Annotated in this window: 21 protein-coding genes; 11 read left to right on the top strand and 10 right to left on the bottom strand. The window is 65.0% G+C overall.

Annotated features, from left to right (window positions below; all coding sequences use genetic code 11):
- Positions 1 to 122: 122 nt before the first annotated feature.
- Together OHA42_RS02935 and OHA42_RS02930 are read right to left on the bottom strand one after the other, a co-directional pair.
- Positions 123 to 398 carry a hypothetical protein gene (locus OHA42_RS02935; RefSeq protein WP_406234345.1) on the bottom strand — a complete coding sequence of 92 codons (276 nt, stop codon included), beginning with the start codon at positions 396 to 398 and terminating at the stop codon, positions 123 to 125.
- The gene (locus tag OHA42_RS02930) at positions 395 to 838 is read right to left on the bottom strand and encodes a winged helix-turn-helix transcriptional regulator (RefSeq protein WP_378686947.1); all 444 of its coding nucleotides are present in this window, start codon (positions 836 to 838) and stop codon (positions 395 to 397) included. Before OHA42_RS02930 ends, OHA42_RS02935 begins: the two co-directional genes overlap by 4 nt.
- A gap of 87 nt (positions 839 to 925) precedes the next feature.
- Here OHA42_RS02930 and OHA42_RS02925 point away from each other — a divergent pair, with 87 nt between their 5' ends.
- The 3 genes from OHA42_RS02925 (at position 926) to OHA42_RS02915 (ending at position 3,920) form a co-directional block, all read left to right on the top strand.
- A complete protein-coding gene (locus OHA42_RS02925; protein ID WP_406234342.1) occupies positions 926 to 2,371 on the top strand; it encodes an MFS transporter in 1,446 nt (481 codons plus the stop codon).
- Positions 2,372 to 2,385: 14 nt separating this feature from the next.
- The gene (locus tag OHA42_RS02920; RefSeq protein ID WP_406234340.1) at positions 2,386 to 2,877 is read left to right on the top strand and encodes a pyridoxamine 5'-phosphate oxidase family protein; all 492 of its coding nucleotides are present in this window, start codon (positions 2,386 to 2,388) and stop codon (positions 2,875 to 2,877) included.
- Between the two features lie 416 nt (positions 2,878 to 3,293).
- A complete protein-coding gene (locus OHA42_RS02915) occupies positions 3,294 to 3,920 on the top strand; it encodes a hypothetical protein (RefSeq protein WP_406234338.1) in 627 nt (208 codons plus the stop codon).
- A 145-nt stretch (positions 3,921 to 4,065) separates the two neighbouring features.
- Here OHA42_RS02915 and OHA42_RS02910 read toward each other — a convergent pair whose 3' ends face one another.
- Positions 4,066 to 4,359 (bottom strand): hypothetical protein, encoded by a 294-nt coding sequence (locus OHA42_RS02910; protein ID WP_406234336.1) that lies wholly within the window; start codon positions 4,357 to 4,359, stop codon positions 4,066 to 4,068.
- 1 nt (position 4,360) lies between these two features.
- Positions 4,361 to 6,076, bottom strand: a complete 1,716-nt coding sequence (locus tag OHA42_RS02905; protein ID WP_406234335.1) for an MFS transporter — start codon at positions 6,074 to 6,076, stop codon at positions 4,361 to 4,363.
- Between the two features lie 111 nt (positions 6,077 to 6,187).
- On the opposite strand from OHA42_RS02905, the gene OHA42_RS02900 reads away from it, so the two are divergent.
- On the top strand, positions 6,188 to 6,676 hold the full coding sequence (locus OHA42_RS02900) for a MarR family winged helix-turn-helix transcriptional regulator (protein WP_406234333.1): 489 nt from the start codon (positions 6,188 to 6,190) through the stop codon (positions 6,674 to 6,676).
- Between the two features lie 351 nt (positions 6,677 to 7,027).
- Positions 7,028 to 7,969, top strand: a complete 942-nt coding sequence (locus tag OHA42_RS02895) for an acyl-ACP desaturase (RefSeq protein ID WP_406234331.1) — start codon at positions 7,028 to 7,030, stop codon at positions 7,967 to 7,969.
- A gap of 150 nt (positions 7,970 to 8,119) precedes the next feature.
- Here the strand turns inward: OHA42_RS02895 and OHA42_RS02890 are convergent, their stop codons facing one another.
- Positions 8,120 to 9,751: an FAD-binding oxidoreductase gene (locus OHA42_RS02890; RefSeq protein ID WP_406239027.1), complete on the bottom strand. Its 1,632-nt coding sequence runs from the start codon at positions 9,749 to 9,751 to the stop codon at positions 8,120 to 8,122.
- Positions 9,752 to 10,125: 374 nt separating this feature from the next.
- On the bottom strand, positions 10,126 to 10,605 hold the full coding sequence (locus tag OHA42_RS02885; protein WP_406234329.1) for a MarR family winged helix-turn-helix transcriptional regulator: 480 nt from the start codon (positions 10,603 to 10,605) through the stop codon (positions 10,126 to 10,128).
- A gap of 91 nt (positions 10,606 to 10,696) precedes the next feature.
- Between OHA42_RS02885 and OHA42_RS02880 the strand changes: the two genes are divergently transcribed.
- Together OHA42_RS02880 and OHA42_RS02875 are read left to right on the top strand one after the other, a co-directional pair.
- Positions 10,697 to 12,304 (top strand): MFS transporter, encoded by a 1,608-nt coding sequence (locus OHA42_RS02880; protein WP_406234327.1) that lies wholly within the window; start codon positions 10,697 to 10,699, stop codon positions 12,302 to 12,304.
- A gap of 148 nt (positions 12,305 to 12,452) precedes the next feature.
- Positions 12,453 to 13,112: a hypothetical protein gene (locus OHA42_RS02875; protein ID WP_406234325.1), complete on the top strand. Its 660-nt coding sequence runs from the start codon at positions 12,453 to 12,455 to the stop codon at positions 13,110 to 13,112.
- 174 nt (positions 13,113 to 13,286) lie between these two features.
- Here the strand turns inward: OHA42_RS02875 and OHA42_RS02870 are convergent, their stop codons facing one another.
- The gene (locus OHA42_RS02870; RefSeq protein WP_406234323.1) at positions 13,287 to 13,937 is read right to left on the bottom strand and encodes a hypothetical protein; all 651 of its coding nucleotides are present in this window, start codon (positions 13,935 to 13,937) and stop codon (positions 13,287 to 13,289) included.
- Between the two features lie 146 nt (positions 13,938 to 14,083).
- On the opposite strand from OHA42_RS02870, the gene OHA42_RS02865 reads away from it, so the two are divergent.
- Positions 14,084 to 14,248, top strand: a complete 165-nt coding sequence (locus OHA42_RS02865; protein ID WP_406234321.1) for a hypothetical protein — start codon at positions 14,084 to 14,086, stop codon at positions 14,246 to 14,248.
- On the opposite strand, the gene OHA42_RS02860 is transcribed toward OHA42_RS02865, so the two are convergent.
- Positions 14,227 to 14,598 carry a hypothetical protein gene (locus OHA42_RS02860; RefSeq protein ID WP_406234320.1) on the bottom strand — a complete coding sequence of 124 codons (372 nt, stop codon included), beginning with the start codon at positions 14,596 to 14,598 and terminating at the stop codon, positions 14,227 to 14,229. The genes OHA42_RS02865 and OHA42_RS02860 overlap by 22 nt on opposite strands.
- Before the next feature lie 379 nt (positions 14,599 to 14,977).
- Between OHA42_RS02860 and OHA42_RS02855 the strand changes: the two genes are divergently transcribed.
- Positions 14,978 to 15,289, top strand: coding sequence for a hypothetical protein (locus OHA42_RS02855; RefSeq protein WP_406234318.1), 312 nt, complete (start codon positions 14,978 to 14,980; stop codon positions 15,287 to 15,289).
- An 85-nt stretch (positions 15,290 to 15,374) separates the two neighbouring features.
- On the opposite strand, the gene OHA42_RS02850 is transcribed toward OHA42_RS02855, so the two are convergent.
- Both OHA42_RS02850 and OHA42_RS02845 read right to left on the bottom strand, forming a co-directional pair.
- Positions 15,375 to 15,569 (bottom strand): cytochrome P450, encoded by a 195-nt coding sequence (locus OHA42_RS02850; protein ID WP_406234317.1) that lies wholly within the window; start codon positions 15,567 to 15,569, stop codon positions 15,375 to 15,377.
- An 88-nt stretch (positions 15,570 to 15,657) separates the two neighbouring features.
- Complete coding sequence (locus OHA42_RS02845; RefSeq protein ID WP_406239025.1) at positions 15,658 to 15,906, bottom strand: hypothetical protein; 249 nt, start codon at positions 15,904 to 15,906, stop codon at positions 15,658 to 15,660.
- A gap of 378 nt (positions 15,907 to 16,284) precedes the next feature.
- On the opposite strand from OHA42_RS02845, the gene OHA42_RS02840 reads away from it, so the two are divergent.
- Together OHA42_RS02840 and OHA42_RS02835 are read left to right on the top strand one after the other, a co-directional pair.
- Positions 16,285 to 16,491, top strand: a complete 207-nt coding sequence (locus tag OHA42_RS02840) for a hypothetical protein (RefSeq protein WP_406234315.1) — start codon at positions 16,285 to 16,287, stop codon at positions 16,489 to 16,491.
- Between the two features lie 9 nt (positions 16,492 to 16,500).
- Positions 16,501 to 24,042 carry a nucleotidyl transferase AbiEii/AbiGii toxin family protein gene (locus tag OHA42_RS02835; RefSeq protein WP_406234313.1) on the top strand — a complete coding sequence of 2,514 codons (7,542 nt, stop codon included), beginning with the start codon at positions 16,501 to 16,503 and terminating at the stop codon, positions 24,040 to 24,042.
- Positions 24,043 to 24,052 lie beyond the last annotated feature (10 nt).

The raw sequence follows: 24,052 nt of genomic DNA, 5'->3' as shown, positions 1-24,052 counted from the left end.
CGGGTGAGAGCCGCTGAATGTTACGTTCCGTACAGCATGGCGTTGGTGGCATTGGGTGCTGTCGCGAAGGTCATTGCCTAGGTGAGCGCGTGGACAGTGTCCATACCGAACACCGACAACGACTACGCGCGAAAGCGGCGGTGCTGCGGTGAGGATCTGGTCGATGATGCCGGGGACGCCGACGCATGCCGCGCCCGCTGTTTCAACAGTGCACGCGATTCCCGCTGCACATCGCCGCCGATCAACAGCGTGGTGACCTCACGCGCATCCAGCACGGTGACGGTTTCGTCGTCCGTGATCACGCCGTGCGCGGTGAAACCGAGCGATCGAAGCTGTTTGGTGGCAGTGTCCACAGTGCGTCGGCTGCGGCCGATGATCAGGATATCGAGGCCGGTCACACGGTTTGCAGGGCTTCCTCTTCGGCACTGCGGCGGTCGTAAGCATCACGGGCGGAAGCGATTTCGTTCTGGTGGCCCTCCGTCCAGACGACCAGAGCCTTGATGGTGGCGTGCAGGCTGACGCCCAACGGGGTCAGGGCGTAGTCCACCCGTGGCGGGACCGTCGGATAGACCGTCCGCTCGACAAGTCCGTCGCGTTCCAGATGCCGCAGCGTGCGGGTGAGCATGCGCTGGCTGACGCCGTCGATCTTGCGCTTCAATTCGGTGAAACGCAGGCTGCGCTGGTCGAGCAGGGCGATCACCAGCAGCGACCATTTGTCGGCCACGCGGTCGAGGATCTGCCTGACCTCGCAGTCGACGCGAGTGTCCCACTGGAGAACGTCGTAGTCCTCCTCGGTATCCCCGCAGTAACCGGGTGACTTCAAAGTGCCGTCTTCCATGGTTACCGATTCTGCCGAAGACTCATGGTCGGTATCAAGAGGGAACCGACCTCACTATCGGTAACCGCGTCTGTTGGGAGTCGTTCGATGTTGGAATCGAGACCCGCCGAGGTCTTCACCGAGATGTCCGGCCGTACCTGGGCAGTGCTCGCGGTGCTGTGCGGCGCGATCTTCTTGGAGGGCATCGACGTGGCGATGCTCAATGTGGCGTTGCCGTCGATCCGGTCCGATCTCGGCCTGTCCACCGGGATGCTGAGCGGGGTCGTCTCCGCGTACGTCCTCGGTTACGGCGGGTTCATGCTGCTCGGCGGCCGCGCCGCCGATCTGCTCGGGCGGCGGCGCATGTTCCTGTTCTGGCTGACGGTGTTCCTGCTGTTCTCCGGACTCGGCGGCTTCGCAACCGAGGGCTGGATGCTGCTGACGGCACGCTTCGTGACCGGAGTGGCCGCCGCGTTCATGGCGCCTGCCGGACTGTCGCTGATCACCACCAACTTCGCCGAGGGACCTGCGCGGAACAAGGCGCTGCTGGTGTATGCGGGTATCGCGGCGGGCGGCTTCTCGCTCGGCATGGTCGTCGGCGGGCTGCTCACCGCGCTCGGCTGGCGCTGGGTGTTCTTCGCACCGGTTGTGCTGTCCGCGTTGATCCTGGCGGCGGCGATTCCGCTGGTGTGGGATTCCGGTGTGCCGGAACGGGTTCGGGGCGGATTCGATCTGCTCGGCGCGTTCAGCGTCACCGGCGCGATGCTGTTGCTCGTCTACGGTGTGGTCCGGCTGGAGCATCCCGGTGACGGCCCGGCGCTGACCGCCATGGTTTTCGCGGCAGGGCTGCTGTTGCTCGCGCTGTTCGTGGTCAACGAGCGTCGCACCGCGAACCCGCTGGTTCGGCTCGGCATCCTGCGTTCGGGAGCCCTGGTGCGCACCAATGTGGTCGCGCTGCTGTTCGTCGGTTCCTTCGCGGGCTTCCAGTTCCTCGCCACGCTGTACTTCCAGGAACTGCGCGGCTGGTCGACGGTGCAGACCGGTCTCGCCATGGCGGTGATCGGCGTCGACGCGGTGCTCGCGCCGGTGCTGACACCACGCCTGGTGGACCGATTCGGCAATGCGCGAGTGGTTTTCGGCGGTGTCGTGCTCGCCGCGATCGCCTACGCCTTCTTCCTGCCGACCGATATCGACCGGGCCTACGCGGCCATGTTCCCGGCCATGCTGCTGCTCGGCGTTGCCTTCGCTCTCGTCTACGGTCCGCTCACCATCGCGGGCACCGACGGCATCGCGGAGGAGGACCAGGGGCTGGCAAGTGGCCTGCTGTACACCGCATTCCAGTTCGGTTTCGCGCTCGGTATCTCGGCGGTGACGGCGGTCGAGGTCGCGGCCGTCACGGCGGGTCAGTCCGGAATCGAGGCGGTGCGAACAGCATTGATCGTGCCGGTGGTCGCCGCGGCCGTCGCCGGGCTGGTCGCCGCATTCGGTCTGCGTCGTAACGCCGCCGACGAACCGGCCACGTATTCCGCATCAACCCAACTCGCACAGGTCTGAAGGGAGCTTTCGAAATGACCACCTCGGTGAAGTCTTTCCACGAAATCCGCGACGAGTTCGAGACCTACATCGGCGACATCGTCTACGCCACCATGGTCACCGTCGACGGCAAGGGCCGCCCACGTTCCAGGGTCCTGATCCCGGTGTGGGAGATCGTCGACGGGAACCCCGTCGGCTGGCTGGCCACCTACCGGACGCCGGTCAAGGAGGCGCACTTGGCCGCCAACCCGCACACGACCTTCGCGTACTGGACCAGGAAGCAGAATCAGGTGCATGCCGATGCCCTGGCCGACTGGGTGCCGCTCGACGACCTCGCGACCAGGCAGCACGTCTGGGACCTGTACGAGCAAACCAGCCCGAAAGGCGCAGGCTACCCGCTCGGCAACTTCTGGCAGGGCATCGATGACCCGAAGCTGCACATACTTCGGCTGTCACCGTGGCGAATTCAGGTCGTCCGCGGCCGTGACCTGCGCAGCAAGATGTGGAAGGCCGCAGTCGAAAGCTGAAGAGCTGCAAAACAATGCCCGACGTCTCCCTGTCGGTAAGGGAGGACGTCGGGCATTTGTGCGTCAGCACTGCCTCGTCGGATCGGACGGCTCCCGACTCGAGGCGTGGCATGTGGCCGACATGGCCGTGGTCTTGATATCAGGCGCCGACATCGTCTCGCACTTCTATTACGACGGCATCTTTCTGCGCATCTGCCCAGCGGCCTCGAAGATGGCCGGCGAGTGTTGTCCTGACTAGGTGCCGTCGAGCTGCCGGTAGGCCGCCGCGATCGCTTCGAGATCCATAGTTGAGTAGGCTTCTTTCACGGGTGATCGGAGCGCGCATGGCGGCGCGCCCGCTGCGTCGCGGATGCCCTTAGGTATCGGCCAGGGCTGTCGGCCGTCATGATGGCTATAGTTCGGTCGTGTCGATGATCATGCATACACTTCCTGTAGACCTCGAGTCGGTGCGCGTGATGGTCCGTCTCGCGAGTTGCTGGGACGAACAAGAGATGTTCGAAAATGCCTTGGTCGAAAACGGCTGGGCGCATCGTTGGAGCAACGGCGAGCTGAACTTCGAATGGGGTGGAGTCGACAAACCACACTGGTTTATCCCCCACTCGCCCAAGTTGTACCACGACCCTCCGGTATGGCGGCTCGAGCTCGACTACCCCCCGCAACCCGGCCAGGAGTCCTACGTCCAACTGCTATGCGCCCTGAAGTGGCCGTCATACGGCAGGGACCCAGAACCCGGCGAGGAGTACGACGACGAAGATTGCTACTTCGACGATCCCTGGACCACGCAGCTGGATGTGACTCACGCTGATTGGGACGGCGAGTTCGACCGGCTCGCGGCGCTCGTCCGCCAAGAACTCGGCGACCCGGTCCGCACCATCCCCGCCGGCGAAGACAGATCTCGGCTCCAGGCATGGAACATGGGTGCCATGGCAGTTGTCCTGGCGTCCGGAGTCGACCTCGGCGACGCGGAGGACTATCACGACGGCATCTTCCTGCGTATCTGTCCGGTCACATCAAGTATCGCTCAAAAGTGTTGGCCTGAATGACTATCAGGAAACCACGTCGACAGCGCGCGACACGGACATTTCCATGTCGGAAAGCCTCTGATAGGCAGTACTTTTGATTGTCGACCCACATAATCAACGATCCGGCCACATCGACTTCCTCCCGGTCCCAGCTCAGTCGATTCCGTCACCTATGCAGTGACGGAAGCACCACCTCTTCGAGGTAACCCTCGATGCCGCGCCCATTGCGTACGGCTTCGTGCACGGTGACGCCATGCGCGGCCGCATGCTTCTTCAGCTCCTCTCGCGAATCGGGCTCCACCCCACCGCCGATGATCAGGTGGGTGATCTCGTCGGTGCCGAGTGCATCGAGTGCTTCGTCATCGGCGATGGTCCCGACGGCCGCGTAGCCGTGAGACTGGAACACCGCGACCGCCGTGTTCACCACGTCCTGTCCGCGTCCGATGGCCAGTATTTTCATGTCAGACTCCTGCCGGTGTGAGATCCGTTGATTCGGTATCGAGTTCGTGCTGCTTCAGCCGAGCGTCCTTGGGTAGGGCGAAGAAGCCGAGGCACATCAGGGCCAAGATGGCGATGCCGTACCAGAGCGTGTATTCGAAGGTGTTGGCGAAGTTCACCGCGTTGGCCTCCACTCCGGCTCGGGTGAGTACTTGTGTCACGCCGTCATTGCCCGGTGCGGAGCCGCTGCGGCAGCTGTCGGGAACCACAGTCGGATCGACCTCGGCAGACCGATCCTGCACGCAGGCCAGGAAATTGGCGAGAATCTCGTCCTGCGCCGGCTGCGGCAATCCCATCGTGCCGAGCTCGGCGCGCACCTGCGGAGTGACTGCCTCGACTCCGCGCGCCGAATCATGGTCCAGCTGACCGAAGAACACCACGCCGACCAGTGCGACGCCGAGGGCGGTGCCGAGCTGCTGGCCGGTATTGAGCAGACCCGACGCCGAGCCCGCCTCGCGCGCAGGCACCTGGCCGAGCAGTAGATCGATCGTGGGCGCGACCACCATCCCGAACCCGATACCGATGATGATCAGTGGAATCACCATCTGCCATGAGGTAATCGACGCACCGTAGTGCGCGGCCATCCCTCCGTAGAGCCCGAATCCACCGGCATTGACCAGACCGCCGGCGATGAGCGCCCGGCGCCCGAATCGCGGTGCGAGCACACCCACGCCGACGCCGACGCCGGTGCCTGCGCCGACTGCGAAGCACACCGCCGTCAATCCGGCCCGCATCGGCGACCAGCCGAGGCCCGCCTGCATGAACAGCGTCCACACCAGGAAGAAGCCGCCGAGTCCGATCCAGAACAGCAGCCAGCTCGCGAGGCCGATGGCGAACGGACGTGACCGGAACAGCTCGAGATCGATCAGCGGCGATCCGACGGTCCGCGCCCGCCGCCGCTCGTAGGCGACGAATAGCCCGAAGACCACCGCCGCCGCACCCATCATGACGAAAGTCCAAGCAGGCCAATTCAACTGACGTCCTTCGGTCAGCGGGTAGGCGAGTAGCAGTACTGCGGAGATGGCGAGCGCCATCCCGACCAGATCGAGCCGCGGCGGGGTGGCGGAGCGGGAATCCCGCATGACAACGCTCGCCGCGACCAGCGCGGCAATGCCGACCGGGATGTTGACCAGGAAGATGGGCCGCCAGGCCAGATCGAAGACGTCCCACTGCACCAGCAGCCCGCCGAGTGAGAGGCCGACCGCCGACGCCGATCCGCCGACGCCGCTGTATACCGCGATCGCCTTGGCGCGTTCGTGTTCCGGGAAGGTGGCTCGGATGATCGCGAGGATCTGCGGCACCATCAGCCCTGCCATCGCGCCCTGCACGAATCGCGAGGTGATGAGCATGGTCGGGTCCGAGCTGAGCCCGCAGGCGGCCGAGGCCAGGGTGAATCCGGCCATGCCGATCAGGAAGATGCGTTTGCGGCCGTAGATGTCGCCGAGGCGCCCGCCGGTGATGAGTACGGCGGCGAAAGCCAGGACGTAGGCCGCGATGATCCATTCGATGTGCGAGTACTCCGCCCTGAGATCGGTCTGGATGCTCGGCGCGGCGACGTTGACGATGGTGACGTCCAGCAGATCCATGAACCCCGCGGCCAGCACGACGGCGAAGGCGATCCAGCGGCGTGGGTCGAGGGTCGGTGGGGAGTCTGCGTCGGGGGAGATGTCGGTGTCCATGGGAGCTCTCTTCTTCGGTGCGGGTGCGCTCCCCAAACTATGCACCTGAAGTGATTATCAATCAATAGGGCAATCAATCTGGGTGCCTTAATTGCCGTTTATGCTTGGTTGGTGACTGACGCCGATCCGATCCTCGTGCCGATGTCCGAGCACCCTGCGTTCCTGCTCGGACAGCTCGGATTCCATGTCACCAACCGGTACACCGAACTCCTGGCCCCCCTCGGCATCAGCCCGCGGCACTCCGGCATGCTGCGCATGCTCAGCGCGAACGACGGCCAGTCGCAGCAACAGCTCTGCGAGGTGCTGCACATTCACCGCAACGTGATGGTCGGCCTGGTCGACGAGCTGGAGAAGCGTGGCCTCGTCGAGCGGCGCAAGCATCCGACAGACCGCCGGGCCCACGCGGTGTACCTACAGCCGGCCGGACACAAGGTGATCGCACAGGCCGAGCGGATCGTCGCCGCACTGGACGCCGAAATCCTGCGTGCACTCGACCCGGCCCAGCGCGCGACGCTGACCGAGCTCCTGCAACAGACTTCGGTGGCGAACGGCCTCCAGCCCGGAGTTCATCCTGGTCTCGGTCCAGCTCACCGCGACTAACTCACCCGCCAGGGTCCAGCTGCGCAGAACGCACCCCGGCGGTAAACCTGTGCGGCGGGCGAGGATGTGCGGTCATGCCATCGACCATCACGGCGGGCGCTTGCGTCGCCCTTGCGCACCACATCGAGCCACCGCACTACCCATGGCGACGAGATGCGGATCGTGGCACGAGTGGATGTTTGATTCCGAGCTAGGCGCTCCCTTCGGTCGGTCACTCGATAAATGGGGCCGGATCTGACGCAGCAAACCGATCGCGACGTCTAGGGTGTGGGTGCGGCGAGGCCGCACAGTTAGTTATGCGTGAACAGCGGTACGTTCCGTGGTCATTTCCACCGAATCGAAAGGCGCTGCATGGCAAAGGATTTGACGCAACTCGAGCTTCTGACGGAGCTGGAGCCGACTGTCGCGGCCAATGTTGACCGGCATTTGGCCACCGCCAAGGACTGGCATCCGCATGATTTTGTTCCCTGGGACGAGGGCCGCAACTTCGCAGCAATGGGTGGTCACGATTGGGATCCCGAGCAGTCACGGCTTTCGGAGGTCGCCAAAGTCGCGATGATCACGAATCTGCTCACCGAGGACAACTTGCCTTCCTACCACCGTGTGATCGCCGAGAACTTCGCTCGCAGCGGTGCGTGGGGCACCTGGGTCGGCCGCTGGACCGCCGAGGAAAACCGCCACGCCATCGCCATGCGTGACTACCTCGTGTGCACCCGCGCAGTCGATCCCGTCGCCTTGGAGAACGACCGGATGGTGCATTTGACCCGCGGTGTACACGCGCCGGAGGACTTCCGCGGTGTGCTCGATCAGGTCGCGTATGTAACTTTCCAGGAGTTGGCCACCCGGGTCAGCCACCGCAGCACCGGACGAGTCTGCGACGATCCGATCGCCGAAGGGATGCTCAAACGCATTGCCGCCGACGAGAATCTGCACATGATGTTCTACCGCAACATCACCGGTGCCGCATTCGACATCGCACCTGATCAGACAATGGAATCGGTGACCAAGATCGTGAAGACGTTCGTTATGCCCGGCGCCGGCATGCCGAACTGGCGTCGCAATGGCGTGTTGATGGTGAAGCACGGGATCTACGACCTGCGCCAGCACCAGGACGAGGTCGTGCTACCGGTCCTGAAAATATGGAACGTCCTCGAGCGCACCGACTTCACCGCACGCGGCGAACGCAGCTGCGAAGAACTCGGCGAATACCTCGAAAAACTCGCTCGCGACGTCATCCGGTTCGAAGAACAACGCGCCCGCATCCTCGCCCGCGAGACGGCGCGGGTCGGATAGGGCACCCTGGATGTCACAGTCGCACGCGAACAGCCAGACGAGTGTGATGTCCAGCCCGGTGCAGGTCACCCGACTGGCGAGCGCTGCCCGGTAAGTCCTTGGAAGGCAGCGGAATTGGGTGGTCGTTCGACGTGCGCGCTCGGTGATGTGTCAGATAAGCACGCCTGGATTGAGGATGCCTGCGGGGTCCAGCGCGGACTTGGCTGCCCGCAAGGCATGCGCGAACGGGTCGGGGCGTTGCCGGTCGTACCAGGGGCGGTGATCGCGGCCGACCGCGTGGTGATGGGTGATGGTGCCGCCTGTGGCTGAGAGTGCTTCGGAGACAGCGGATTTGATGTCATCCCATTGGGCGAGGGTGCTGCCCCAGCGTCCTGCGGCGTAGATGCCGAAATACGGCGCGGGACCGTCCGGGTATACGTGGGTGAAGCGGCAGGTCACCACGCCGGTCGCGCCGACGGATCGGATGGCTTCGTTGGCTGCCTCGGTTACCGTTGTCTTCAGGTTGTCGAATTTGTCCCAGGTACAGGCGGTTTCGAAGGTTTCGGTGATCATCGACTGGGCGGCGAGCGCGTCGCGCTGGTAGGGCATCCGCAGGAACGACGAGCGCCAGGTGTCCGCCGCGGCCGCCCCGTCCTGATGGCCCGTCGACTCGGTGTAGCGCGCGGGCTCGGGGAGCGTGCCGCCGTGGTCGGCGACCAGTTCCAGCGCGCGTTCCATCCAGGTTCGCGTGGGGTGATCGGCGGATTCGAAGCCGAGCACCAGTACTCCGCCGCTGGTCGCCGCGCCCGCGTTGAGGAATGCTTCGGCCGGGTCGAGCAACCGGCAATTGGTGGGATACAGACCGGACTGGGCGATCGCGCGGGTGGCGGCGACCGCGGCGCCGTAGTCGTCGAAGTGCACCGAAGCCGTTGCACGCCACCGCGGCCGGTCTTGCAGACGCATCCATGCCTCGGTGATGACGCCGAGCGAGCCTTCGGATCCGAGGAACATCCGATCGGGGGACGGGCCCGCACCCGAGCCCGGCAGCCGCCGCGATTCGCTGATGCCCGACGGCGTCACCACCCGCATCGACTCGGTCAGGTCGTCGATGTGGGTGTAGAGGGTCGCGAAATGTCCACCGGCCCTGGTGGCCAGCCAGCCGCCGAGTGTCGAGAACTCGAAGGACTGCGGAAAGTGTCGCAGCGTCAGATCCGCGCCGCGTAGCTGATCCTCCAACGCCGGACCGAAGACCCCCGCCTGGATCCGCGCGGCCCGGCTGGTGCGATCGATCTCGAGTACCTGATCGAGTGCGGCGAGGTCGAGGCTGATCGCACCGGCGAAGTCGTGATCGCCGTTCGTCCCGACGCTCCGGCCGTGGTCGCCGATCCTCGGCTCCACCCCGCCGACCACAGAAGTACCGCCGCCGAAGGGGATGACCGCGACATTTGCTCGCGACGCCCAGTCGAGCACGTCGACGATATCGGCCTCATTGCGTGGTCGAACCACCACATCGGGTGGGTTCTGCACATCGCCCATCAGATTGCGCACCACATCACGAAACGCCTGCCCGTGTGCGTGCGCCGCGCGGTCGGCGTGGTCTGTCGAGGCGAGCCCGGCGAGCGAATCGGGCACTGCGACGCGCGGTTCGGGCAGCTCCAGCGATTCGACCGAGGGCGGCTCGTGCACGGTGAGATCGGTCCCGGGCAGGATCGCCGCGACCCGCTTCGTCAGCGCCTCCCGCTCCGCGCCGACGACGGCATCCTCGACATTCCCCCAACCCCACCACGACCGCGTCTTCGCCACCACGACCACTCCTCTCGGCGGTTCGATCGGCCGCACCGCCGCCCGCCATCCTCGTGGAGCGGAGATCGCCAGGCAAGCACCCGCTGCGGGCAACAAACGCCGCGCAGGCTCCTCGCTCCCGACGTCAGCTATCCATCTCCACCAGGTTTCGTCAGCGTGTCGGTAGCACCCGCTGCAGGAATTCCAGACTCGTATCGAATGCGGCGATGGTGATGCCGGTGTGGTCGGTTTCGAAGGTCATGAACTCGTATTCTGTTCCTGCGGAATCGAATTGACCGAGCAGCGTCGGCGTCAGTGGCTGCGGCTATTCGGCCTACTCGCCCTGGGGCTACCTTGTCGTCGAGGTGACCGGCGGCGCGGGACTGGGTGAGGCCCTACGACTCCGGCGGCGCGAGCTGGACGTCCATCGTGCCGCGCAGCGCGGCGAGGACCGTATCGAACTGCTCGAGGAGTTCGGGTGGGTACGCGGCCAGGATGGCGTCCTGCTCGGCGTTCACGGGCCCGAAGAATTGGTCGGCGTGCTGCCTGGCCTGTGGGCTGCAGCGCAGCGTGACAATCCGTCGGTCGGTGTGCTCGCGGCTGCGGATGACGCAGCCGGCCTGTTCCAGCCGATTCAGCAGGGCGGTCATCGCTCCCGAGGACAGTGCGATGCGCTTGCCGAGCAGTGCGGGCGACAGGGGTGCGCCGGCCTCTTCGGCGGCGGCGATGTCCATGAGTGCAAAGGCGTCGGTGGTGTGCACGCCGAGGGCTTCGGCGAAGCGGCGGCCCAGTTCGGTGAAGCTCGCGCCATAGGCCATCAGCCCTTCCGCGAGCCGTTGCCGTTGCGACGCAATGTCGCCGGACGTCTGCCCCATGCGCCTACCTCCGTTTCTGCCGGTCCTGGATTGACAACCTACCCTCATCGAAAGTAACTTCACCATAAAGTTACTTCATGATGGAGGTAAATTGCCCACCGAAACCGTCACCCCTCCGCTGCGCCTGTGGTTGGGCCTGGTCGCCGTATCGCTCGGCGTCGCTCTGATCGTCGTCGACCTCACGATCGTGAACGTGATCCTCGCCCCGATCATCGAAGACCTCTCGATCACCTCGATCGAGGCCCAGTGGATCCAGGAGTCCTACGCGATTGTTTTCGCCGCCCTGCTGCTGCTCACCGGACGACTGTCCGATCTGTACGGGGCCCGGAAGCTTTTCCTCATCGGCCTGCTCATATTTGGTGTGACGAGCCTGTTCGCTGCCGCCGCACCGAATGGCGAGCTGCTCATCCTGGCGCGGTTTCTCCAGGGCATCGGCGGGGCAATGATCCTGCCGACGTCATTGGCCCTGGTGAACTCGACGTTCACCGGGAAGGCGCGCGGCCAGGCCTTCGCGATCTGGGGGTCCACCATCGGCGCGGCCGCCGCGGTCGGCCCGCTGCTCGGCGGTTGGCTCGCGGACTTCAGCTGGCGTTGGGCATTCGGCATCAATATCCCGATGGTGGTGCTGATCATGGCGGGCGTCGTGGTGTATCTGCCTGCGTCGCAACGCATGCGCGGTCGAGTCGATTGGCCCGGCGCGGCGCTCTCGGCCATCGGACTCGGCCTGATTGCCTTCGCGCTGATAGAGGGTCGGGCCTATGGCTGGCTCGTCGTCACCGAACCGCTGACCATCGGTGGATTTGCCTGGCGCACAGGTCCTTCGCCTGTTCTCGTCGCCTTTGTCGCCGCGGCGCTCACGCTGTTCGTGTTCTGGCGTAGGCAGGTCGCGCTTGCTCGCGCGGGCTCCGAACCGCTCATGCACACGAGCCTTTTCGCGATCGGCTCGTTCCGCAGAGGAAATGTGGTGACGCTGATCGTCGGGCTCGGGGAGTTCGGCATCATCGCCGTGCTGCCGTTGTGGTTGCAGTTCACCCTGAACTACAGCGCTCTGCAAACGGGCCTCGCACTGGTGCCGCTCGCCATGGGTAGCTTCTGTGCAAGCGGCGCGAGTTTTTCGATGACGAATGCGATTTCGGCACTGGGGCAGGTGCGAATCGGCCTGCTGCTCGAGGCCGCCGGGCTGGTGCTGCTCGGGTGGTGGGCCGCTGCCGACAGCAGCTGGTGGTCGATTGCTGTCGCGCTGTTCGTCTACGGCATCGGTGTCGGATTCGCGACGGCGCAGGTCACCAATGTCGTGCTTGCCGACGTCCCGGTCGAGTTCTCCGGTCAGGGTTCCGGAATACAGAGCACGGCAAGGGAACTGGGTTCGGCACTCGGCATCGCCGCGCTGACCACCCTGTTCCTCGGAACGTTCGGATCCGGCCTGCGCGACCGCCTCGGCGATGCCGGAGTGCCGGGCCCGGATGCCGATCGGCTCAGCGCGGCCGTGACCGAGAGTGCGGGATCAGCGATCCCCACACTCGCGGCCGATCCGGCGACCGCCGGCGTCGCCGAAGCCGCCCGCGCGGCGATGTCGAGTGGCATCGCCATCTCGAGCTATGTCTGCGCCGGGTTACTCGTGCTCGCCTTCGCAACAACGGCATTCGTCGCTCGGAGTGCTGCGGCTGTCGCAGAGTTGGTGCATGAGCCCCGGTTGTAGCGGCGGGGCTTCGTTGCCCGGGGAAGGTGAGCGCGCGGCGGCGGCCTGACATCGCGACCTCGGCCGCACGCCCCAGGTTTCGATAAGGTGGCGGCGGGGGATGCTTCGATCACCCCGCATCAGTGTCGGCAGGCAAGGAGTTCCCACTGTGTCCATCCCGCCCCCGCCCGACCCGTATCGCGGCTACGCCCAGCCGGCCCCGCACCCGCAACCCCCTCAACTCCAAGGCAATCCAGCGATGGGCGTGCCCAACCCGTACGCCGCGCCCCCCGCCTACCCGCCGACCAACCCGTACTCCCAGGGCCCCGGTTACACACGGCCCGACAGCCCTGCGGGGGCGAGTATCGACCGGGTGGCCGGGATACTGATTCTGCTGGCCGGCCTCATCACCGGAGGGTGGCGGCTGGCGGCAACCTACGGATTCCACTGGACCGATGCTCTGTTCGCGATCATGATCATCGTCGCGATCGGCGCATCGGTCGCCGTGCTCACCGGGGCGGGCGCTCGAACCCCCGCCTTACGAGCCCTTGCCACCGTCGGTGCGGGCATGCTGCTGACGACCACTTCCTTCGAGTTGGTATCCCGGTTGGAACTGTCGTTTCTCTTCGAGGACCAGGGATGGCTGCTCATCCCCGCGACGATCGCCGCGCTGGCGGCCACGATCACCGTGGTACTTGCGGCGAACTCGACTCGAGCCCCAGCTGCGCCACTGGCCCAATTTCCCGCCCAGTGGCAGTACCCGACGTCCGGGTCTCCGCAGCCGCCGGTAAACCCTTACCCGCCCCAAAACCCTTGGCCGCCGCAGTAGTCGAGTTAGCAGGCCATCCACTCTGTGCGTATCGCAGCCTTGATGTAAGAAGCCGCCCCGGTTCGTCCGAGGCGGCTTCTTGCCTGTCGAGCTCAGTGGCGGTTGACCTCGCCATCCGGGACGCCTGAGGGCTTCCGCTGGGGTGAAGTCCAGCGACCGCAGGCGTACCAGCGGCTACTTCGCCGTTGTGGTGACCGTCGTCTCGGCAGCAGACGAAGTGGTCACTGTGGTCGTTGGCGCGGCTGACGTGGTCGCGGTCGTCTGCGGCGCGGCCGAAGTGGTGGCCGTGGGCGGAATCGGGTCGGGGCACTTGCCGAGATTCATCTCACCCAGGGCGTTGATCTCGGCGTTCGACCGTGGATCGCCCGCATAGTTGATCCGGTCCGTGCACTTCGGTAATTCGCCGCATACGACCGTGCTGTCGCAGTGGTCGATGCCGCCGACCGGGGGGGCGCCGCATACGACTGTGCTGTCGCAGTTGTCGGTGCCGCCGACCGGGGGGACGCCACATTGGACTGTGCTGTCGCAGTCATCCGTGCCGGGCGCGGCTCCTGGCTGGGATCCGCCTGCGCCTTGCGATCCGCCTGCGCCTTGCGATCCGCCCGCGCCTTGCGACCCGCCCGGATTTCCTTGTGCAGCACCGGCGCCCGCACTCGTCGGCGTCACCACTTTCGCTCCGGTGGTCGATGTTTTGGCCACTGTGCTCGACGTCGGCGCCCCGGAGTCGGACTCTTTGGTCGTACACGCTGACAGCACCAGCACCAGCGCCGCCAGACCTAGCAATAGACCCACGGCCGCACGCAGCCGACTACCCATCCGCACCATTTACTGTCTTTCTCCTCCGGCTGCTATCGCAGCCCACCACTACCCGGTTCGAGCCTAAGCGGGTACGGCTACCGGAAGGTATCGGACGTCTTACCTATGGTGGGTATTCCGACCGAAGTTCGTGCTCATGGTGTGAGTTCGCCACGTTGCGGTACTTCGCGCTGGGCGGCACCGACCACCGCAGCCACGACGAACAGGACGCTGCTATCGGCGGTTACATCCGCTGGCGCAACCAGCACGCCGGACCCATCCGCGACTTCGCCGCCGGCTCCAAGATCCGGCACGCGAATTACCTACCGAAGGTTGCCTGACCGGGCACACTATGCTCCCAGCGCAGGATCCATCCTGTCCTGCCGAATCCATACCCGAACAGCACCCCGAGCAGCACCCCGGCGGCCGCGCCGAGCGCAGCCAGCACTTCGGTGTCGGGCAGTTTACGTTCCTGCCACGGCTTCGGATCTTCGAAGGCGATGGCCACCATGTCGCCAGGCTGATCGCAGACTTCCTCGGAGGTCCACTGCGGCGGCACTACGAGCACTGGTCGAGTCGGGCTCGGGGAGGTCGAGGCGGCAGCATGCTCGGCTACCAACGCGACCGCGGCGGCGCTGCCCGAGCCCACCAGAGCTCCGAAAACCGCTAACACCAGTATCAGCATGCGCATCGTGAGATTGTGCCGGACTTGGCACATGCCGTGCTGTTGCAGGGCAGCGCGCTGCCACAGCGCGGGCTACTGCGCTCTGTCAAGCAACAATCAACCCGAGACCCGAACTACTGCAGCAACCTACCTGAACGAGGCACCAGCGCCGCTATCGTGCAACGGTGACAGATTCTGTGCAGCGTCCACTGCTCTTCCTTGATGTCGACGGACCACTCATCCGTTCGGAGCGACGCCGCAGCAGTATCCGGACGGGTATCCGAGACATCAGCTGCACCTCGAAACATGGCAGGTCACGTCGAACCCGCTTCTGGTGAGACTCGATCCCGAGCACGGGCCTCAATTGGCATCGCTGCCATGCGATTTGGTGTGGGCAACGACATGGATGACCGACGCGAACGAATGGATCTCACCGCTGATCGGCTTGCCTGAGCTACCAGTGGTGATCTGGCCGGAGTCCTGTGATGAGGACGGGGACGACCGGCTGCACTGGAAGACCCGTGCCCTGGTCGATTGGGCAGCTGGGCGCTCATTCGTGTGGGTCGACGATGAGATCACCGACCCCGATCGCGCTTGGGTGTCCACGCATCATCAAGGACAAGCCCTACTTCATCGCGTCGATCCCCGCCATGGCCTCACCGCCGCGGACTTCGCCACCCTCGACGAATGGCTGCACGCGACCCACGACCCCGGCTGACGCAACCAGTCGCCGACACCTCCCCGAAGGACACTTGGGCGAACTTCAGCCGCAGACCACGGACTCTCGTCTCCCGTCGTTCCGCTCAACGGCTTCTCAGGTACACCGGCAGTGTTTCATGTCCGTTCGAGATGAAGCTGTTCACGGTATTCAACTCCGACGGGTCCACGGCCAGCCGCATGTTCGGAAAGCGCTCGAAGATGGCGGGCAGCGCGACGGTGGCCTCCAGCCGGGCAAGCGGGGCACCCAAGCAGTGGTGGGCGCCGTAGCCGAAGGACAAGTGCTCCTTGGAGGCTCGGGTGACGTCGAAGGTGTCCGCGGTGTCCCCGTGCAGCTTCGGGTGACGGTTCGCACCGGCGTCGGACGTCTTACCTATGGTGGGTATTCCGACCGAAGTTCGTGATCATGGTGTGAGTTGTGATCGTCGCTGGTAGTGACCGGTTCGAGCGCGGTGTTGCCGTCGCGACGCCAGTTCGACCAGTGCGGCCTGTGCGGCCTGTGCGCGAGGATACGGGCGGGAGTGCGGGCGAGAACGCCGAATAGGTGTGCGCTGCGCGGTCCTCGATCCCAACGTGGCCTCCATCGAGGAACGCGACCTCTACACAGTCCTTGCCCATTGAGCTGCGTTTGCTCTTGAACCACTTCGCCTCGGCTAGATCAGCGTTCACGCTCGTACTCCCTTGCTTCCTGCTGAAGCAGGTTCCTGAGTGAACGGGATTCTGTCGTGCCACTCCCAAACGGCCGGTAAGGCGAAGACCGTCATTGTTCGAGCGCGTCGACACCAGACAGGTATGAAGTCGTCCCGCCATAGGGGCTCTCCGGCAAGCAGGTGCGTCCTCGATCATGACCTATCTGGTACATGACCGCACCGACTATTGATGGTGTGGTGGGTGCAGCTACTTGATGCGGTGGAGGCACTCATGGTAAATCACTGCGCCCTCGGTGCCAGCAGATACATCGCGTCGATGGGGAAGTCTGATCACTCGAGGTCGAAGGTGAAGCAGTCGCCGAAGGTCGAGACCGACCCGGCGGCCGTGACGGCAGTGCGGGCACTTGCCACCCGGCGCAATCTGCGGAACCGGTTCCCACCCCGCGCGGCGTTGGTCGAAGCGTTCACTGAGGTCGAGTTGCGCGGTGACAGTGCCTGCGGACCGGCGAAAATCCTGCACCAGCTGGTTGTCGAGAACGTGCGAGGGCGCTAGGTCCCTCTGGTGGCTGAGCAACTGCTGCCCGGGGTCCCTCCGGACGTGCAGATCGCGATGTTCGGGTACGTGCCCGACGCGAAGATCGAAGGAATGCGGCGCGCTGCGGACGCGTGGTCGGACTCGGCGAACAGACTTGCCGGGGTACTGCACGGCATCGAGGCTTCGCAGCAGCGGGCGGTGGCGGCGGCAGCGAACGGTTTTACCGCTGAGGCGATACGCAAGCAATATTCGGAGCTCGCCGAAGGCACGCGCCGGCTGATGAAATACAGCGACAGCATGGCCGAGCAGTTGTACGAGGCTGCTACCGAGTTCGAGCTCGAGAAGTACATGGTGATCGGGATCGCGTCGGTGTTGGCGGCGCAATTGACGTGGGACTTGGCGATGGGGTTCGCCGGGGTTGCGCCGGCCGCGGCGCATCGGGCCGCTGCGGGTGCGGCGATGAGCGTGGCGTGGCGCGATCTGATGGTGGCGATGGCCGTGCGGGGTGCGGTGATCGGTGGGTTGATGATGGGTGGGGTTCGTGCGGTCGCCGAGGGTATTCAGGTCGCGCATGGGGACCGCGAGGCGGTGGATTGGAAAGCGGTGAGGATCGCCGCCACCGCCGGCGCGGTCGGTGGGGGGTTCGGTGGGGCGGTCGGTAGCGTCGTCGCGCCCGCGGTGAGCCGCTTGGGGGCGAACGCGGTGTCGAAGACTGCACAAAATGGTTGGCGGGTGGCTGCGGTGGTGGCGGCGGGGGTCTCCGGTGGTGCGGTGGGTGGGTTGACGGGTGGTTTGACCGCGGGATATTTGACGGGCAATTACGGGAATCTGGCCGACATGGTGTTGATGGGGGTCGGTGGCGGGTTGGTCGGTGGTCTCGGTGCCGGATACCGGAGTGTGAGGACTGCGGGCTACACAGGTGCGTCGGCGACTGGAGATAGTCGCAACCGAGCGGTGTCGGACCTCGGAGGTATCGAGCACACCCCCTCGCACGCAAGGGAACCCGTCACCGGGGCCGATGAGGGACAAGTAGCTCGCGCCGACGGGCTGACCCCGGAAATGATGGCCGCGGGTAAAGAGGCCGAAGCAGTTGTTGTCCGCGACCTCACCCCCGAGAACATCGCGAACATGAAACCACGAGAAGCCCGCGCCGCTGGCGAGTTCATGAAGAATCGCGCCGAAGCACCCGGCGCACGTCGGTTCGAGCCCATAGACAAGGCGACACTCCCGCAAAAGGCCGAAGCCGAAGCCCGAGCCGCGCTCGACAGACTGAACCTCGGCGAAATAAGGCTGCCCCCCGACGCCCCAGGCAGACCACCAAGTCGCGGTACCCCACCCGCCGTGCTCGGACACAGCAACATCCATCCCCCACAAATAACCAGCCCCCACCCTCCACCACCAGCGGGCGGCGCCCAACCCTCACCCGGAGCGCGGAACGCGACCGCCACCGTATTCGCACCAGCCGAAGGCGGGTTGGGCAGGCCGACCGCTTCGACTGGGCAGGTCAGCGCCCCGGAGGCCGCCGTACGCACCGGCCAGGACACACCGGGGCCAGGTGCGGTCGCGGACGCGCCAGCGAATCAGCGCCGAGTCGCGGAAGCCGCGCTCCCGGAAACCGGGACTCGGGTCGAGAACGAAGGCAAGGTTGCCGGGAAGCCCGAGGAAAGCGGCCACGTATCCACCACAGAGGAGGTCGCTGCCCCGGATATCGAACAGACCCTGACAGCCGAATCGACCAGCTTGCCGGATGATTCGGTACATCACGGGCAGGATGCTGCCGGGAAACCCACCGAGAGCCTCAACGGCGAGACGCCGCCGGTCGCGGGCGACGGTGGTGGGGGGTTCGTGCCCGCACATGAAGTAGGCGCAAGCCAGCGGAACTGTGCCCCGGAAGCCGCGTCGTACATCAAGGAACAAACCGGGAACGATGCCATCGATCTGTCGGTGATCGGCGATCGACCTGCCGGAGCCAAGGGGGTAAGCGGCGACCAGGTCGCGAGAGGCTTAGGGGCGGATTGGCTGACCTACGAGTCACCGAACGCATTGGTCGAGCACGCTCAACGCGCCAAAGGGTCAATTTTTGGCGGCGTGCAGTTCAGAGATGCCGGTGCGCACGCGTTCGGGGTCGGCAAGAACGCGCAGGGGCATACCGAGATACACGAGCAGGTCGGCAACACGATCCGCAAAATATCCGGCAACAAGGTCGAAGAATGGATCGTCGACGCGCAGGGGCAGCGGGTCGGCGAGATACGCACCAAATACGTGGAAAATGCTGTCGAGCAATGGGTTCAAGAAATCACGCCGCATGTGGAGAGCACGCACGGTGCCGCCTTCGATGCCAAAGGTAAGGCAGTGTTGGGGCTCGAGCCCGGGCAAGCGCCGAGAGGGCACGGTCCACGCGACGAGATGGGGCACCGACCGGCCGGTGGTGCTGACGTTCTCGAGCGGCCGGCATCCGAGCTGGAGTTCCGTCAGTCCATGGATGCATTCGATGCGGCGCTGGCGGAGATCCTGGGCGAGGGAACGTCGGAGGCCGCACCATCGGCCACCCCGAGTCCTCCGCTCGACACGAACAGCCCTGGCGTGCTGGCAACCTCGCCGGAGACGGTTCCAGATCTCACACCCTCGACAACATACCAGGGCCCTGACGCGAACGTCGCTACGCCACAAGGCAATCCACCGAAGACAGGCCTCGACGCCTCGGCGGGGCCGGCGCGGCCGACCCCCGATGCGAATACCCCTCCAGCACAGTCGGTTACACCGAAGATAGGGCCTGGCCTCACACCACCAGCGACACCACGACTGTTCTCCGAACCGAACGGCCCCGCCGACCGAGCGGGCACCTCGAGATCTGTTCAGGACCACACCTCATCGGTGCCGCTAGGCCCCGTCCCCAACACACACGATTCTACGGTACAGGCCACGCCGTGGACTTCTCCGGATCGCACACCCTCGCGGCAGGCGCGGTTCTCCGTAGATGCGAATAGCTCAGCGCCACAGGCGAATACATTGAGCGCCACTCTCGATGTCGCACCACCGACGTCTCAGTACCCCGCCTCTGACCCACACAACCTTGCCGCACAGTCGGTTACGCTGAAAACGATACCGGAGCCCGGTTCGCCGACGCGGATCCCGCAGGTGCATCCAGTCGCCGCCGAGGCTCCGGACGGTTCACCGAACCTGCTCGGCGCGATGAGCGTTCGGCAGGACGTCGAGGACGAAGAGCCCGAGGAGGTGCCGCTCATCTTCCCGGGGCCCCACCACCAAGGTAGCGTTCCGAATCCGTATGTTCGACCGGAGCCAAACTTTCCGGAGGAATTGCCCCAGGAGCAAACCCTTTCGAAGCCGGACTACGTGCCACTACCAGGTGTTCCAGATCCACCGGAGGAGGAACGGCCCGAGGACATCACGCCGCTGATCCCGCATCTGCCCGCTCAATCCCCTGCGGATTTACCTGCCAAACCGGCCCCCATCACGTCACCATTCAATGTCCCCGCCGAGCCGGAAGAACCGAACAGCCCGGTCTCCCCATGGACCGGCACGAAAGCCCCTCTGGAGGACACGCCTCCGAATCACAGCCAAGACCCCCTTTTGGCCCGGTTGCCTGCCACGACGGAAATACCCGCCGAGGCTCCCCGCTACACGATTCTTTCGGATCCGGAACCCCCAGGCGCGCCGTTCGAATCGCCCCATATCGGCGGGCCGCCACCCCGACAATTCGCGGCACCGGCCGAGCCGGTAGAGCGACGCCGTCTGAACCCATGGGCCAAGGCGACAATGGGCGACCAGCCTGATGATCGCCGGAAGCGTCGCCCTAAACAACCGGACTCGCCGCCTGCGCTGCCCCCACCGGATCCGGCAGGCCCTCCTGCGTCGGCGTCGGCACCTGCCGCGTCCGAGTCAGCGCCGTCACCATGGCGACGGACGACTCCGTTCGAGCCGCGCACGGAGAACGAAGCGGGCGATCCGAGCCCGGCTTCGCAGTCGGTACGTCTCGGTGAAAGCCGGGGATCGACGGATTACGCCGACACGCGTGCAGTGATCGCGTTCCACAATGAGCTCCTCGACGCGGCGAAAGTTGCGTGCGAAGGTACCGGCAGGGGACCTCTCGAAGAGGTTCAGCAGTTCACACTGCAGCGTGTTTTGTCTCGCATCTTCACCGTCAACCCGCACGACTGGGTGCTGAAGGGTGGGCAATCGATGCTTGCCCGCATCCCCGATGCTCGTCCGAGCACGGATATCGATCTCGTCCGGATCAACGGTGCCGACCGGGAGACGATGGTGCGCGACTACACCGCGGCCCTGGAGCGCGACCACGGCGACTACTTGAGATTCGAGCTCGACTCCGAGGTGGATCTGGACAGCGGTGGCGTCCGCATGTTCCATAAAGCCTTCATCGGTGACAGAGAAGTGATGACAGTCGGCATCGACCTCAACGGCAAGCGTGCCATCCCGATGCACTCCGCCCCTGAGATCGTCGGCTTTCCGGAACAGATTTTGCGTACCGACAACATGGGGCCAGAGCCGGAACTACGCCTGCTCTCCGTCCAGGATGCGTTGGCGCACAAAGTCGCCGGAATGTACACCTACGGATATCCGGCGAAGGAATGCCCGGACTGTATATTCATCGACGCCATTGAAAAGTGGAAATGCCAGAAGGCGGGTAGCGAGCTGCCGTACCGGCCACAGGACATGGCGGATGTCCTTGTGCTTGCGCTGCATTCTTCGTTCGACGGCGAGACCATGCAGCAATATCTGCGCACGGAGATCACCTGGCGGCAGGGAAGCGGCGTCAGAGTGCCCGTGCCCGACAGGTTCGAACTGCCGAACGAGGATTGGGCCCACTGGTTCGGTGAGAATCTCAAAGCAACCGATGCGCTCCCGTTTCGGACGCTGCACGAGGCTTTGCCGTTGGCGGATGAATTTCTCTCGCCGCTGTTCAGTCGCGATCCGCTACAAGGACAGTGGGATCCGCAGCAGCGACTATGGAGCACCGAAGCCGCAGCGTCCGCGATCGATTCGCCGTCGCGCGCCGACACTGCGGGCGCACACCCGGCGGTCGCCCCCGCGGCGGCAGCCCCTGCGGAGGTAGCCACAGCAAGGAACCCAGCGCACTCGGAGGGTGTTCGCCGAATCGAGGGGACCGGCGCAGCCCCACCGTCGCCGGTTGTCGTCGGACCGGAGCGAATCGCGGAGTTGGATCAGCTTGCGGGACATTCGGACCCGGCCCTCAGCCTGGATTCCTACCTCGACCGGACGGCGGCCGCCGACACGAAGTCCATCGAGGACAGAGTGTTCATGGTAAAACGCGAGCTGATAAGAATCGGTGAAACACCGTCGGACGTCGCAAGCCTGGATGACAAGCACCTGCGCTTCTACACACATCAAAGTGGCGAGGAATACATCCACAGCTTGGCGCTGATAGCCAACGGAGGGACCACGGTCGAAATCGCCTACCAGGCGATTCGTGATTTCGATGCGAGCCGGTCCAACGCGCACCAATCCCATATCGGCTATCTCGGTGAGCTTCCCGAAGGAATGTCCGCTGATCAGGCCAATGCCGTGGCATTTTCGCGATGGGCGCGCGGCCTGGAGGCCCACAACGTCCCGCATACCGAGCTGGTCAAGGACCTGCTCAGATTGCAGGCGGATCCACTGCGTGCGGCGCTGCGGATTCGAGACCGCCTCATCCAGGACTACGGCATCGATCCGAGCCGCATCCAGGTGGTGCGCGGCGAGGAGGGCCGCGATACCGCCTACCCTTCGTCTCGCTGGCTGCGCGCGCACTTGTTCACGCTGAGCGAGATCCGAGAGCGTCCCATCGAAACGCGCCAGATCATTGTCGATGCCATGCGTGGCGAGGGGAAAGTCGCGGAAAACCACGATGCGCGTGTGGGATTCGTCTTGGATCGACTGTTCGCCGCGCATGAAGGTGACAATGCGGGTGCGAAGAAGTACACGCTGGTGTGGGTCCGCGACTCGCGGCCGTTCGGGCAGCGCGGACCCCAGCTGGACTCCCGGCCGCAGCATATTCGCCAGATGATCGAGATGCTGAGCACAAAGCAACCCGACCGACAGATCGTGCTGATCGGGGACGATCTCTTCGATGGACGGCCCGAACTGCGCGAGGAATGGCGTCACGCTGGGGTTTTGGACGTCGTCGATACGAGCACACTTGTCAAGTTCTGGGAGCAGGAAGGTCTGACGCGCGCCGAGCAAGCGCTGTTCTTCCACCGGCTCGGCACCGAGCGCAACGTGGTACAGATCGGCATGGAGAGCGGGTCGTTGGAGACGCCCACCGTCCTCGGTGTACCGACGGTGTACACCTCGGCAACGGAATACGGTGGTAACAAGGCCAACCGCTGGCTGCACTACTCCGAACCGTGGGAGTACGGCCGCCGCGTTGCGGTGACCGACGCAGGCAAACCCGTCTACGATCCGCACACCGGAGCGCCGAAGACGGAGTTCCATCCGGAGGGCGAGCAGTTGCCGGCACCGCTCCACACGATCGAACGCGTGCCGGTCGGTCCGGACCTACCCGATCCGACGAATCGGCGCGGTCAACCCGTCGCCCTCTATCGGCCTGCCAAGGTTTCGGTGACCGCCAGCCGAATTATCAGCCTGATCGACACTGGCGAGTTGGGTCGCTGGTCGCAGCGGCTCGGGCGTTCGGCGGGGCTCATGAGCAAGGAGTGGGAGGCATGGAGCGACCGGGACTGGCACAACAGCCAAAAGTATGCGGAACAATTGAATCGTTGGCTGCACACCGAAGAGACCACGCCCGAGCGGATCGCCACCAAGTGGGACGCCATCCGGCTGGCGCTGAAAGGCGTTGTCGAGCCGGGCTATACCGCCGATGAGACCTACGGCGGCCCCTCGGTCGTGCACCCGTATTTCACGCTGTACAACGAAAACGAGGCGCCCGCCCACACCACAAACCGGATCGCCACGGCGTACACCGTCGCGCCGGAAGCCCGTGCCAGGGCCGTCGTCGATGCGCTCGCAGAGACGTTCGACGCCGCGTGCCTTCGTGATCAGGCTGCGAAAGACCTTTCGGTCTTCCGACTGGAGCCGTCCGAGCTAGCGCATTTGCACGAAGCGATCGACCGTGTCGTCTCGCGCAACCCCATCCACCGGATCGAGCCATACGACGCGCCGCCCGGCGGTTCCGCGTGGAATGCCCCAGGAGCGGCAACGCATTCCAAGTTCCCGCCGCTGGAACGGCTTTCGATACCCGACTACTACCTCACACTCATCTTGGATGGTGATACGGGCGGTGGGCATCGCTACGGAACAGGCACTCCGGGGACGACGGAGTTCCCCGAGCGCTGGGATGACGCCACCGCCGTTCGGTATATCAAGGAGATCGCCGCCGCGCCGGACCGGGCGCTGTTCCAAGCCAATGGGTATTGGAACGTCATCGGCGTCCGCGACGGCGTGACGGTGACCGTGATCGTCGGTTCGGACGGCCGTATTCGCGCGGCCTGGCCCGAATACGGCCGGGGTGTGTTCCGGAATCCGTTGCCCGGATCGTCGGCGGGACGTATAGAGGTAACAGGGCCTCGGTGACCGACAGAGC

Origin of the sequence: Nocardia sp. NBC_01009, assembly GCF_045208035.1 — a bacterium.
Taxonomy (GTDB): Bacteria; Actinomycetota; Actinomycetes; order Mycobacteriales; family Mycobacteriaceae; genus Nocardia.
The sequence above is the reverse complement of the archived record's forward strand: the minus strand, read 5'-3'. Positions and strand labels throughout refer to the sequence as shown.

Bases quoted from the DNA above. Each gene is read 5' to 3' on its own strand.
- OHA42_RS02930 (WP_378686947.1), bottom strand. From the start codon at position 838: ATGGAAGACGGCACTTTGAAGTCACCCGGTTACTGCGGGGATACCGAG.
- OHA42_RS02925 (WP_406234342.1), top strand. From the start codon at position 926: ATGTTGGAATCGAGACCCGCCGAGGTCTTCACCGAGATGTCCGGCCGT.
- OHA42_RS02920 (WP_406234340.1), top strand. From the start codon at position 2,386: ATGACCACCTCGGTGAAGTCTTTCCACGAAATCCGCGACGAGTTCGAG.
- OHA42_RS02915 (WP_406234338.1), top strand. From the start codon at position 3,294: ATGCATACACTTCCTGTAGACCTCGAGTCGGTGCGCGTGATGGTCCGT.
- OHA42_RS02910 (WP_406234336.1), bottom strand. From the start codon at position 4,359: ATGAAAATACTGGCCATCGGACGCGGACAGGACGTGGTGAACACGGCG.
- OHA42_RS02905 (WP_406234335.1), bottom strand. From the start codon at position 6,076: ATGGACACCGACATCTCCCCCGACGCAGACTCCCCACCGACCCTCGAC.
- OHA42_RS02895 (WP_406234331.1), top strand. From the start codon at position 7,028: ATGGCAAAGGATTTGACGCAACTCGAGCTTCTGACGGAGCTGGAGCCG.
- OHA42_RS02885 (WP_406234329.1), bottom strand. From the start codon at position 10,605: ATGGGGCAGACGTCCGGCGACATTGCGTCGCAACGGCAACGGCTCGCG.
- OHA42_RS02870 (WP_406234323.1), bottom strand. From the start codon at position 13,937: ATGGTGCGGATGGGTAGTCGGCTGCGTGCGGCCGTGGGTCTATTGCTA.
- OHA42_RS02860 (WP_406234320.1), bottom strand. From the start codon at position 14,598: ATGCGCATGCTGATACTGGTGTTAGCGGTTTTCGGAGCTCTGGTGGGC.
- OHA42_RS02855 (WP_406234318.1), top strand. From the start codon at position 14,978: ATGACCGACGCGAACGAATGGATCTCACCGCTGATCGGCTTGCCTGAG.
- OHA42_RS02845 (WP_406239025.1), bottom strand. From the start codon at position 15,906: ATGGGCAAGGACTGTGTAGAGGTCGCGTTCCTCGATGGAGGCCACGTT.